Consider the following 12,216-nt stretch of genomic DNA (forward strand, 5'->3'; position numbering starts at 1 on the left):
GGGCCTCAGGTTTCGGTCGGTCGGGTCTGGCGCAGGAAATGCCCCGTCACCAGCCACGCGCCCAGCCAGCCCAGCACTACGGTGCCGACCAGCACGAACGATGAATGCAGCAGGTCCAACCCATGCAACACGAACGGGCTGGCATAACTTTCAGACAGCGCGGCCAGCGGCGGGCGCAGGGCCAGCCCGGCCACGCCGATCAGCGCCAACGCGACCGCACCGGCCCCCAGCCCGTACCACGCGCCCAGGTACAGGAACGGGCGACGGATGAAGCCGTCGCTGGCGCCCAGCAACTGCAGCACGCCGATTTCCTCGCGGCGCGCCTGGATGTCCAGCCGCACGGTGTTGCCCACCACCAGGGCCGCGCCCAGGCCCAGCAGCACCGACAGCACCTGCACCAGTCGCGCCCCGAAGCCCAGCCAGGCGTCCAGGCGCTTGCGCCACAGCGCATCGTGCTGCACCAGGTCCGCCTGCGGCAGGCCTTCCAGCGACTGCGCCAGGCGCGCGTCATCGGCGCCCGCCTTCGGAGTGACGATCAACAGCGTCGGCAGCGGGTTGTCGTGCAGCGCATCGATCGCCTCGCCCAGTCCCGCACCCTCGCGCAGTTCCTGCAGGCCCTGATCCGGCGTCTGCAGGGTGACGTTGGCCACGTCGGCCCGGCCGCGCAGCGAATCGGCGACCTGCCCGGCGGCGGCGGCGTCGATGTCGGTCTTCAGGAACAGGTTGATGTCGCGCGACTGCTGCACGCTGCCGGCGAAATGAGTGAGGTTGTCCAGCGCGATGGACAGGCCCAACGGCAGGGCCAGGGCCAGCGCCATCACCATGATGGTCAGCAGCGTGGCCCACGGCTTGCGCCAGGCACGGCCCAGGCTGAACACCACACTGTGGCCGTGGTGATGCAGCCACACGCCCAGGCGCGACGGTGCCGCGGCTTCCTTGTTGGTGGGTGCGTTCATTCGGCCAGGTCCTGCGGCGAGATGTCGTCGATCAGCTTGCCGTGGTCCAGGATCAGCACGCGCTTGCGCATGTGCCGGAGCAGGGCCAGGTCGTGGCTGACCACCAGCACGCTGGTACCGCGCTCGGGGAGCTCGGCGAACAGCGCCATGATTTCTGCCGCCAGGGTAGGGTCGAGGTTACCGGTGGGTTCGTCGGCGACCAGCAGTCGCGGTTCGCTGACGATCGCGCGGGCGATGCCCACGCGCTGCTGCTCACCCGCCGACAGCTGCGACGGCAGCGCTTTTTCGCGGTGGCCCAGACCCATCCGCTCCAGCACCGAGCGCACGCGCTTGCCGATATCGGCGCGGCGGGTGCCCCGCAGGATCAGCGGCAGGGCGACGTTCTCGGCGATGCTGCGGTCCATCAGCAGGCGGTGGTCCTGGTAGACCGCGCCCACCTCGCGACGGTGCCGGGGGATGTTGCCGCCCCGCACCTTGAGCAGGTTGCGCTCATTGAAGATCACCGCGCCGCGGCTGGGCCGCTCGTCCAGGTGGATCAACTTGAGCAGGGTGCTCTTGCCCGCACCGGAGTGACCGGTGACGAACAGCATTTCCCCGGGGGCGACATCGAAGCTGACGTCCACCAGTGCCTGGTGGCCGCCCGCATATTGTTTGCTGACATTGTCAAAACGCAGGACGCTCATCCCCTGATTATGCAGGACGAGGGTGGCGGCGTGCAGGTGGGGGTAGCGGGCAGGTGCCGACCGTGGGTCGGGGGAAGCGACATCGCATTCGCGCTGTCGCCCGACGGTTCGCTGCGCAAACCGTGGGCGCCTCTCATCAGCACCCGATCCCCGTCGCTTCGCGACGCCCCCTTGCCAAGGGGGCGATACCCCCAGGCATCGCGGATCGCGCGTCCGGTCTTACGAACCGGACAGCATCCGGCGGATCTTGCGCCCGATGCGGGTCAGGAACGATGCACCCGGATCGGCGGCCGGAGCGGCAGCGCGCATCGGCTTGGCCGTCACCTGCACCGGGGTCACCGGCTGTGCGGCACCTTCGGCGCCTTCGACCGGACGGCCGTGGCGACGACGACGACGCTTGCGCGGTGCGCGCTCGCCTTCCACGGCCGGGCTGCCCGCGGCGCTCGGCGCGTCGGCCGCAGCGACGGCGACGGCGGCCTGGGCCACCGCGGCCTGCGGCTTGACCTCACCCTCGGCCGGAGCCTCGCCTTCCACGCGCGGCTTGCGCTCGCGGCGTGGCTTGCCATCGGCACTGCGCTCGCCCGGCGCGCGGCGTTCGCCACGGCCACCGGACGACGGCTTGCCACCCCGACCGCTGCTGCTGCCGCCGCCACGACGCTGTTCTTCGGCCGCACGCGCTTCGCGTGCCTCGCGGAAGATCTGGCCGACGCTCTCGTTCTCGTCGCCGTCTTCGCCCGCTTCGGCCGGCGCACGTTCCGGGCGCGGCAGCGAGGTCAGGATTTCGCTGGTGACCGCTTCAACCGGGATCTTCTGCTCGATGTACGCCTCGATGTCCGGCAGGCCCATCGCGTAGCGCTCGCAGGCGAAGCTGATCGCATCGCCCTCTTCGCCCAGGCGCGCGGTACGGCCGATGCGGTGCACGTAGTCTTCGGCGTCGAACGGCAGGTCGTAGTTGTAGACGTACTTGATGCCGTCGATGTGCAGGCCGCGGGCAGCCACGTCGGTGGCCACCAGGATTTCCAGCTGGCCCTTCTGGAAGCGGTTGAGCAGGCTCTCGCGCTTCTTCTGCGGCACGTCGCCGGACAGCACGCCCACGCGGTAACCGGCCTTTTCAAGCGAACGGGCCACGCGCTCGACAAACACCTTGGTGTTGACGAAGACCATGGTGCGCGCGCCTTCGCTGCGCGACAGCAGGCCCAGCAGCAGCGGGATCTTTTCTTCGTCGGCCGGGAAGTAGATGCGCTGGCGCACGCGCGCGGCGGTGATCGACTCGCTTTCCACCACCAGCTTCTGCGGCTCGTTCATGTGCTCATAGGCCAGCTCCAGCACGCGGTGGCTGAGCGTGGCGCTGAACAGCAGCGTCTGGCGCGTGGTGCGCTCGGGCATGCGGCGCAGCAGGAAGCGGATGTCCTTGATGAAGCCCAGGTCGAACATGCGGTCGGCTTCGTCGAGCACGCAGATTTCGCAGGCGTGCAGCGAGACCACCTTGTGCTGCTTGACGTAGTCGATCAGGCGGCCCGGGGTGGCGATGATGACGTCCACGCCCTGCTGCAGGATCTCGCGCTGCTTGTCGTAATCCACACCGCCGTAGACCAGCGCGAAGCGCAGGCCCAGGTCCGAGCCGAACTTGACCGCATCCTTGTGGATCTGGATGGCCAGTTCGCGGGTCGGGGCCAGGATCAGCGCGCGCGGGTCTTCCGGCTTGCGGTCGGCCAGTGCCGGGCGGGTCAGCAGGCGGTTCACCACCGCGACCAGGAAGGCCAAGGTCTTGCCGGTGCCGGTCTGGGCCTGGCCGGCGACGTCACCGCCGGGCAGCGCGACCGGCAAGGTCAGCGCCTGGATGGGCGTGCAACGGGTGAATCCGGCTCCTTCAAGGCCCGCCTGCAGGGCGGGATGCAGCTCGAAGGAGGAGAAGGTCAAATCGGTCAGCGGTTTGTCGCTCATGTGTCCGTCTTGGTAAGGCCGCCCCGGCAGCGGTGCGCGGGAGGCTTGCAATCTTGGGGGGCACCGTCGCCATTGCGGGCCCTGCGCCGGGGTTGGACGGGGCCGGACCAACCGGTCCAGGGGCGCCGCACAATGGCGCAGTTTAGCGCACTGTCGGCGCCAAACCGGCCTCTGCCGTCGCACCAAGTGCTGAGACAGCCCGTCCGAGGGCGGCTGCCGGCGCACGGACCGGTCGACGACCGGGCGGATTTCACACGTTTTCACCGCGCCTGCCGCCAGTTGAACGGGCGCGCCCCGCGCACTGGAGGCGGTGCCAGACGGCCGCATATAGAGAAGGACTCCCCCTTCAATGCAGGGCGCCGATCACAGGATGCTGGGTTTCAGGCAGCACCTGCCCGGCCGCGACGATAGGGGTACACTGCCCGCCGTGAGCGACCAGGCATCCACCTGGCGCACCGCTGGCCGCCCTCGCGGCCACGAGGCAGCAGACGCGGATGGCACCCTCCGGTGGCGTCCAAATTCAACCTCCTCCGGCCCCGCCGGGTGCATTTCCAGACGAGAAACCAAGATGAGCGACAAGGTTGTACATGTCGGCGATGCCGACTTCGATAGCGCAGTGCTGAATTCCAAGGAACCGGTGCTGGTCGATTTCTGGGCCGAGTGGTGTGGTCCGTGCAAGATGATCGCCCCCGCCCTGGATGAACTGGCCGACGCCTACAACGGCCGCGCCAAGATCGCCAAGGTCAACGTGGACCAGAACCGCGCATTGGCCGCCAAGTACCACGTTCGCTCGATCCCGATGCTGCTGGTGTTCAAGGACGGCCAGGTCCAGGCGCAGCAGATCGGCGCGGTCGGCAAGGCCCAGCTGGCCGGCATGCTGGACAAGGCGCTGGCCTGATCGCAGCACGCAGCCGGTGCCCGCCGGCTGCCCGCGGGGCCTGCCCCGCATGAATGACCCTGCCCCACCCGGCTTGCGCGCCGCCGCGAGCCGGTGTTAGTGTCGGCAGCATCCGGCCGCATTCGCGCGCCGCATCTTCTGGACGACGTTCTTTCCAGAATCCTTTCCCAACGTTCGCTGCCCTGCCGGGCGCTCGCACCTTCTAGCGAGGAATCCAGCACTTGTCCGATATCACTACTTCCGAACCCGGGAGCGCCGACGCGCCCGCCGAGAAGCGCGTGCGCAAGCCGCGCGTCGCCAAGGCCGCCGCCAACACCGCTGCCGAGGCAGGTTCCCCCCCCGCTCATCAATCCGCCCTGCCCCTGGCTGCCGCGCCTGACGCGCCGGCGCCGGTCGCCGCTCCGTCGGCGCCCCAGCAGGCACCGGCTGGCGACGCCTCCTCTGCCCAGGGCAATGCGCAGCAGGACACCGGCGACGGTGGCCAGCGCAACCAGAACGGCAACAACAACAACAACAACACCCCCAAGGGCGGGCAGAACCCGTACCAGCAGGGTCAAGGCCAGGGCCAGAACCAGGGTCAGGGTCAGGGTCAGGGCAACCGCCGTGATCGTTTCCGCAATCGCCGTGACCGCAACCGCGGTGGCGATCGCTACAACGACGACGGCATGCCGCAGGACAACGGCGAACAGCAGCCGTTCGTGCGCAGCCAGCAGGCCAACGTGCCCGAAGGCTTCCCGGTCTATTCGCTGAGCGACCTCAAGCGCATGCCGGCGCAGAAGCTGCTGGAAATCGCCGAGCAGCTGCAGATCTCCGAAGGCGTGGCACGTGCCCGCAAGCAGGACGTGATCTTCGCCCTGCTCAAGGTGCTCACCCGCCACGGCGACGGCGTTGCCGCCGACGGCGTGCTGGAAATCCTGCCGGACGGCTTCGGGTTCCTGCGTGCCGCCGAAGCCAGCTACCTGGCCGGCCCGGACGATACCTACATCTCGCCCAGCCAGATCCGCCGCTTCAACCTGCGCACCGGCGACCACCTGTCCGGCCGCATCCGCTTCCCGAAGGACGGCGAGCGTTACTTCGCGCTGTCGATCGTGGACACCATCAATGGTGAGCCGCTGGAAGCGTCGAAGAACAAGGTGCTGTTCGAGAACCTGACCCCGCTGTTCCCGCGCAAGCGCTTCACCCTGGAACGCGGTAACGGCTCGTCCGAAGACATCACCGGCCGCATCCTCGATCTGATGGCACCGCAGGGCAAGGGCCAGCGTTCGCTGATCGTGTCCCAGCCGAAGGCCGGCAAGACGATGATGATGCAGCAGGTGGCCACGGCGATCACCACCAACCACCCGGACGTGCACCTGATCGTGCTGCTGATCGACGAGCGCCCGGAAGAAGTGACCGAAATGCAGCGCACCGTGCGCGGCGAGGTTATCAGCTCCACCTTCGACGAGCCGGCTGCGCGCCACGTGCAGGTGGCCGAAATGGTGATCGAGCGGGCCAAGCGCCTGGTCGAGCACAAGAAGGACGTGGTGATCCTGCTCGACTCGATCACCCGCCTGGCGCGTGCCTACAACAACGTGGTGCCCAGCTCCGGCAAGGTGCTCACCGGTGGTGTGGACGCCAACGCCCTGCACCGTCCGAAGCGCTTCTTCGGCGCAGCGCGCAACGTGGAGGAAGGCGGCAGCCTGACCATCATCGCCACCGCGCTGGTCGATACCGGCAGCAAGATGGACGAGGTGATCTACGAAGAGTTCAAGGGCACCGGCAACAGCGAAGTGCACCTGAGCCGTCGCATCTCTGAAAAGCGCGTGTTCCCGGCGATCGACATCAACCGCTCGGGCACCCGTCGCGAAGACCTGCTGATCGAACCGGAACTGCTGCAGAAGATCTGGATCCTGCGCAAGCTGCTGCATCCGATGGATGAAATGGCCGCGATGGAATTCCTGCTCGACAAGATGAAGAACACCAAGTCCAACGACGAGTTCTTCGGTTCGATGAAGCGCTGATACGCGTTTCGGGCGAACAGAAAAAGGCCCCGCATCGCGGGGCCTTTTTCGTTGCGGGAGATGCCCGGGTAGTGCCGGCCGCTGGCCGGCTCCACGCATCCCCCCGTCGAACGGCAGCCGGGCAGAGCCCGGCTCTACGCATTCCCGGTCGAACGCCAGCCGGGCGGAGCCCGGCTCTACGGGCAGCGCACCACGCCCGCGGCCTCGTCTGCATCCACCGACACGCGCACCTGGGTGAATGCCGCCGCGAACGGTGCGTCGGCGCTCACCACGAACGGCGCTTCCACCGCGCCCAGGTCCACGCCGCGCTTGGCAAAGCACGCCAGCGGCACGGTCACGGTCTGCTTCTGGCCGGGCGCCAGTTTGCCCAGCAGCGGGGCGATATCCACGCCCCCTTCGCAGCCGGTGCCGCACTGCATGCTTACCGTCACCGCCGATGCCGGGCGCTGCACCAGCTGCACGTCGAACTGCAGCGCGCCGTGGTTGCGTGCCAGCGCGCCCAGGTTGCGCCGCGAGGTGCTGCGTGCGATCAACTGCGCCGGTGCCAGCCACGTCACTTCCTTGGCATCCTGCTGAGTGTTCACCTGCACGGTGCGCACCTGCACCACCGGCATGGCGGTCGGCCAGCGCAGCGTGGCGTTGAGGTCGTTGCCCAGCGGCTGGGTGGCACCGTTGGCGGCCACGTGCAGTGCGAACGGCGGCGTATCGGCGCGGTTGAAGATCGGCAGCGTGGTCACTTCGCCGCAGTTGTCCGGATTGGCTTCGGGCAGGCGCGCCAGCGTGGCGGGCGCGCTGTAGGTCAGGCCGTGACCGAGCGTGAACAGCGCCGGGCGCTTCGGGTCCGGCCGGTCAATCGGTGCCGGGCACGGCACACCCGGCCACGGGAAGCTCAGCCGGCCGCGGAAGTCGTGCGCCGGCTTGCCGTCCTTGCCGGCCACCAGCACATCGGTGATGCCCTTGCCCTCACTGCCCGGCAGCCACGCCGCCACGAATGCCTGGGACAGGTTGAGCAGGTCGTTGGTGTACATCGGGCGACCGGAGAAGTACACGGTGACCACCGGCTTGCCGCTGGCCTGGGCCGCGCGCAGCACCGCCAGGTCCTGCGGGTAGGCGCGGCTGTGGCTGACCGAATCGGAGGCCAGGATGTCGCCGTTGGTTTCGGCGTAGGGGGTTTCGCCCACCACCGCCACCACCACATCGAACTTGCTCGGGTCCAGCCCGGTACCGTCGGCGCTGTAGTCCACCTGCTGCGTCCCCAGTTCGGCGCGCAGCGCACCCAGCACCGAATCGGCGTTGGGGAAATCGGCGTTGGTGTTTTCGGTGCCCTGCCAGGTCAGCGACCAGCCACCGGCCTGGTCGGACAGGCTGTCGGCGCTCTTGCCCACTACCATTACCCGCGCGTTGCGGCGCAGCGGCAGCGCGCTGCCTTCGTTCTTCAGCAGCACCAGCGACTCCCGAACCGCCCGGCGCGCCAGCGCGCGGTGCTGCACGGCGTTGGCGTCACCGGCATAGCGGCTGTCTGACGGCGTGTGCTCGAACAGGCCGGCGCGCAGCTTGACCCGCAGGATGCGGCTGACCGCATCGTCGATGCGCGCCATCGGAATCTCGCCCTTCTCCACTTGCGCGATGGTGTTGGCGATGAAGGCCTTCCAGTCGTCGGGCACCATCACCATGTCGATGCCGGCGTTGATCGCCTGGGCGCAGCTGTCGTTGCGGCAGCCCGGCACCTGGGCGATGCCGTTCCAGTCGGAGACGACGAACCCGTCGAACCCCATGGTGTCTTTCAGGGCATCGGTGAGCAGCGCCTTGTTGCCGTGCATCTTGCCGTAGTCGACGCGGCCGCTACGGTCGTTCCAGCTGTTGAACGAGGCCATCACCGTCTGCACGCCTTCGCCCAGCGCGCCGTAATAGCCCTGCCCGTGCACGTTGACCATGGTGGCCTTGTCCACCAGCGCCTCGCCCTGGTCGCGGCCGTTGTCGGTGGCGCCGTCGCCGATGTAGTGCTTGGCGGTGGCCACCACGTTGCCGTCATCGCCGAAACGGCCCTGCGCGCCCTTGACGTAGGCCCGTGCGTATTCGCGCACGCGGGCCGGGTCGGAGGAGAAGCTCTCATAGGTGCGGCCCCAGCGCGGGTCGTGCGCCACCGCCAGGGTGGGCGCGAACACCCAGTCGATGCCGGTGGCACGGGTGGCGCGTGCAGTGGCTTCGCCGATGCGCTCGATCAGTTCGGCATCGCCGGCCGCTCCCAGGCCGATGTTGTGCGGGAACAGCGTGGCGCCGTACACGTTGTTGTGGCCGTGCACCGCGTCGGTGCCCCAGATCACCGGCACCGGCGTGCGCGCATCGGTGGTCAGCGACGCCGCGCGGTACGCGTCGGCGAGCGTCAGCCAATCCGCTACGCTGGCATGCTTGTTCATGCCCGGCCACGAGCCGCCGCCGTTGAGCACCGAGCCGATGTAGTACTGGCGCACCTGCGCCGGGGTGATGGTCTTGATCTCCGGCTGGGTCATCTGCCCCACCTTCTGCGCCAGTGTCATCTCCGCCACGATCTGCTTCACCCGCGCCTCGATCGTCGCGTCGCTGGCGATAGCGCTGGTCACCCGCGGCCAGTCCTGCAGGCGTTCGCCGCTGGCGGGCGCAGCGGCCACCGGTGCGGCCAGGGCGAGCAGCAGGCAGCTGCCAAGAAGGGTCTTGTTGGGGCTGTTCACGGACAACTACCTCCGGTGGAATGACGCGCGATCGGGGTGGGCGCCGCGCAGGCCACCACGACGCGCAAGAGCGCGGCGCCCTGGTGCCGGCGAGCATTTGGATCGGTTCAACGCCCCTTTCTGACAGCGCTGTCATACAAAGACCCCGCAACACTGTCAACCAAGGGAGCGCCCGCGCGGGAGGTGCCTCCCGGTAACACGGGCTTTCCGGTACGGACGGTTGCCTCTACCCCGCGCCGGGTGTTGCAACGCCGCACGGATTTCAACGACGCGCAATAAACCACCGCGGCATGGCAACATCGGCCTGCATCGGCAACCTCCACGCGACATTGCCGCACTACCATCGGCAGCTGCCGACCTGCCCCCACATAGGATCCACCGCACCATGCGTAGTCGAATCGAGGATGTCGCCGCGGTTGCGGGCGTTTCGATCAAGACCGTGTCCCGCGTGCTCAACAACGAGCCCAACGTACGCGCCGAAACGCGCGAGCGGGTCACCGCGGCGGTGGCGCGGCTGGGCTACAAGCCCAACCTGTCGGCGCGCAGCCTGGCCGGGCAACGCTCCTATGCATTGGCGCTGGTCTACAACAATCCCTCGCGCAACTACCTGATGGAAATCCAGAACGGCATGCTCGAAGCCTGCCACGCCACCCACTACAACCTGATCCTGGGTCCGGTCGGCGTTGGCCGCAGCACCCTGCCCGACCTGGCCGCATTGTTCGAGAACTCGCGGCCCGATGGCGCGGTGTTGATTCCACCGCTGACCGACGATGCGGTGGTGCTGGCCTACCTGGAAGAGCACGAGATTCCCTTCGCCAGCATCGCCCCGCGCCACCCCGACGGCCGCATCGGCGTGCGCATGGATGAAACCACGGCCGTGGTGGAACTGATTGGCCACCTGGTGGCGCAGGGCCACCGCCGCATCGGCCACATCAAGGGCCCGCGCGCGCACGGTGCCTGCCAGTGGCGCCTGGCCGGCTACCGCCAGGCGCTGCGTGAGCACGGCATCGCCTACGACCCGGCCCTGGTGGTCAACGGGCAGTTTTCATTCGAGTCCGGGATCGAGGCGGCAAACACGCTGCTCGACCTGCCGCAACCGCCGACAGCGATCTTCGCGGCCAACGATGACATGGCCGCCGCGGTCTACCGGGTGGCCGGCCAGCGCGGGCTGCGCGTGCCGCGCGACCTGTCGGTGTGCGGCTTCGATGACACGCCGATCGCCGGACATATCTACCCGGCGCTGACCACGGTGCGGCAGCCCACCTCGCACATGGGGCGGCTGGCCACCGAACAGCTGATCGACCACATCCGCTCACCCGACGCCGGCCGCATGGTCACCGTGGACCATGCGGTACTGGTGCGCGAATCGACCCACGCGCCGCGGCGACGCTGAGGCGCCTGCCTACGCGGCGTGGCGCGAGCCCCGCCACGCGTAGAACACGATGTACAGGTAGCAGAGCATGGGCAGCAGGAACGACAGCTGCAGGCCGTGGTGGTCGGCCACCCAGCCCATCGCCAGCGGTACCACCGCCCCGCCCACGATGGCCATGACCAGCAGACTGGAGCCCTTGCCGGTCAACGCGCCCAGGCGCGCGATGGCGAGCGCGAAGATGGTCGGGAACATGATCGAGTTGAACAGCCCGATGCTCACCACTGCCCACTTGGCCAATCCGCCACCGGCCAGCATGGTCACCGCCAGGAGCGCCATCACCACCAGCGCGAAGATGCCCAGCAGGCGGCGCGGGTCCAGCCGGGCCAGCAGCACGGTGCCGACCAGGCGGCCCACCAGTGCGCCGCCCCAGTACAACGACACATAGCGCGTGGCCTCCTGCTCGGTGAGCCCTTCGCCGATGCCCGGCATCGACAGGAAGTTGACCAGCACGCTGCCGATGGACACTTCGGCACCCACGTAGAAGAAGATCGCCAGCACGCCGTAGCGCAGGTGCGGGTGCCGCAGCGCGTCGCGGATGCGCCCGCCGGCGGCCCCTTCCTCCACGCCCGGGATCGCCGGCAGGCGGAACATCCAGATGGCCGCGGCCAGCACGAACAGTGCCACGGCCAGGCCGAAGTACGGCAGCTGCACCGACTGCGCCTCGGCGGCGCGGTAGGCCAGCGCCTCGGCCTGCGGCAGCAGCGCCAGTGCTTCGTCGGTGCGCGGTTCGGCCGACAGGATCAGCAGGCCGCCAAACAGCGGGGCCAGCGTGGTGCCCAGTGCGTTCATCGACTGCGCCAGGGTCAGCCGGCTGGACGCGGTCTGCTCCGGTCCCAGTAGCGCCACGTACGGGTTGGCCGCCACCTGCAGCACGGTGATGCCGGTGGCAAGCACGAACAAGGCCGCCAAGAACAACCCGTACACATGCGCGTGCGCGGCCGGCCAGAACAGCAGCGCGCCCACGCCGGCGATGGCCAGCCCGGCCACGATGCCGCGCTTGTAGCCCACCGCCGCCACCAGCCGGCCCGCCGGCAGCGACATCAGGAAGTACGCGCCGAAGAAGGTGAACTGCACCAGCATCGCCTGCACCCAGGTGAGCGCGAAGGCCGCCTTGAGGTGTGGAATGAGGATGTCGTTGAGGCAGGTCAGGAAGCCCCACATGAAGAAGATCGCGGTGACCACCGTCAGGGCCACGCGGTTGCTTTGCACGTGTTGCCCGCGCACTGCAGCAGGGTTGTCCATTGCATGTCCTTGTTGAAGGGTAGGCCAGCCATTCGGCGGCCACACATGGAACCCGCTTCGTCATCGATTGTCCAGCGCTGTCAGCAGACAGGACAGGGGCAGTGCGGCGGCCTGTTGCGGGCATCCGCGCAGTTTCGTTCTGCACTGCACAACGTCGCCTGCATGCTGCAGCGGCAGCACGGGATACCGCAAGAAACACACGGCAGCCCCTGCGCCACGGTGCTTTACCGGTCGTCGATGCGGCCTGGATGACAGCGCTGGACGTGCCGGCCATGCCGACACCAGGCGTACTGGCGGGGTCGTTTGTTGACAACGCTGTCAACGATGGCTCCCAATCCGGCCCGTGTGCAGTT

At 68.4% G+C, this 12,216-nt stretch carries 8 protein-coding genes; 3 read left to right on the plus strand and 5 right to left on the minus strand.

Features of this window, described 5'->3' with window-relative positions:
* Window positions 1–5: 5 nt before the first annotated feature.
* The 3 genes from ftsX to rhlB form a co-directional block, all read right to left on the minus strand.
* The gene (gene ftsX, locus GQ674_RS17725; RefSeq protein ID WP_159498127.1) at window positions 6–956 is read right to left on the minus strand and encodes a permease-like cell division protein FtsX; all 951 of its coding nucleotides are present in this window, start codon (window positions 954–956) and stop codon (window positions 6–8) included.
* A complete protein-coding gene (gene ftsE / locus GQ674_RS17730; protein ID WP_038685832.1) occupies window positions 953–1,639 on the minus strand; it encodes a cell division ATP-binding protein FtsE in 687 nt (228 codons plus the stop codon). The genes ftsX and ftsE overlap by 4 nt, the downstream gene beginning before the upstream one ends.
* 219 nt (window positions 1,640–1,858) lie before the next feature.
* Window positions 1,859–3,583 carry an ATP-dependent RNA helicase RhlB gene (rhlB, locus tag GQ674_RS17735; protein ID WP_159498128.1) on the minus strand — a complete coding sequence of 575 codons (1,725 nt, stop codon included), beginning with the start codon at window positions 3,581–3,583 and terminating at the stop codon, window positions 1,859–1,861.
* A 568-nt stretch (window positions 3,584–4,151) separates the two neighbouring features.
* Here rhlB and trxA point away from each other — a divergent pair.
* Both trxA and rho read left to right on the plus strand, forming a co-directional pair.
* Window positions 4,152–4,481: a thioredoxin TrxA gene (gene trxA / locus GQ674_RS17740; protein WP_038685830.1), complete on the plus strand. Its 330-nt coding sequence runs from the start codon at window positions 4,152–4,154 to the stop codon at window positions 4,479–4,481.
* Window positions 4,482–4,702: 221 nt separating this feature from the next.
* The gene (gene rho / locus GQ674_RS17745; protein WP_159498129.1) at window positions 4,703–6,481 is read left to right on the plus strand and encodes a transcription termination factor Rho; all 1,779 of its coding nucleotides are present in this window, start codon (window positions 4,703–4,705) and stop codon (window positions 6,479–6,481) included.
* Window positions 6,482–6,657: 176 nt separating this feature from the next.
* On the opposite strand, the gene GQ674_RS17750 is transcribed toward rho, so the two are convergent.
* The gene (locus GQ674_RS17750) at window positions 6,658–9,189 is read right to left on the minus strand and encodes a glycoside hydrolase family 3 protein (protein ID WP_159498130.1); all 2,532 of its coding nucleotides are present in this window, start codon (window positions 9,187–9,189) and stop codon (window positions 6,658–6,660) included.
* A 385-nt stretch (window positions 9,190–9,574) separates the two neighbouring features.
* Between GQ674_RS17750 and GQ674_RS17755 the strand changes: the two genes are divergently transcribed.
* Window positions 9,575–10,582 (plus strand): LacI family DNA-binding transcriptional regulator, encoded by a 1,008-nt coding sequence (locus GQ674_RS17755; RefSeq protein WP_159498131.1) that lies wholly within the window; start codon window positions 9,575–9,577, stop codon window positions 10,580–10,582.
* A 9-nt stretch (window positions 10,583–10,591) separates the two neighbouring features.
* Here GQ674_RS17755 and GQ674_RS17760 read toward each other — a convergent pair whose 3' ends face one another.
* Window positions 10,592–11,863: a sugar MFS transporter gene (locus GQ674_RS17760; RefSeq protein WP_181393868.1), complete on the minus strand. Its 1,272-nt coding sequence runs from the start codon at window positions 11,861–11,863 to the stop codon at window positions 10,592–10,594.
* Window positions 11,864–12,216: the final 353 nt, after the last annotated feature.

The organism is Stenotrophomonas sp. 364, assembly GCF_009832905.1.
Classification (GTDB): domain Bacteria; phylum Pseudomonadota; class Gammaproteobacteria; order Xanthomonadales; family Xanthomonadaceae; genus Stenotrophomonas; species Stenotrophomonas maltophilia_AP.

Excerpts from the sequence above, each read along its gene's own strand:
- ftsE (WP_038685832.1), bottom strand. The coding sequence starts at position 1,639 with ATGAGCGTCCTGCGTTTTGACAATGTCAGCAAACAATATGCGGGCGGC.
- trxA (WP_038685830.1), top strand. The coding sequence starts at position 4,152 with ATGAGCGACAAGGTTGTACATGTCGGCGATGCCGACTTCGATAGCGCA.
- GQ674_RS17760 (WP_181393868.1), bottom strand. The coding sequence starts at position 11,863 with ATGGACAACCCTGCTGCAGTGCGCGGGCAACACGTGCAAAGCAACCGC.
- rhlB (WP_159498128.1), bottom strand. The coding sequence starts at position 3,583 with ATGAGCGACAAACCGCTGACCGATTTGACCTTCTCCTCCTTCGAGCTG.
- ftsX (WP_159498127.1), bottom strand. The coding sequence starts at position 956 with ATGAACGCACCCACCAACAAGGAAGCCGCGGCACCGTCGCGCCTGGGC.
- GQ674_RS17755 (WP_159498131.1), top strand. The coding sequence starts at position 9,575 with ATGCGTAGTCGAATCGAGGATGTCGCCGCGGTTGCGGGCGTTTCGATC.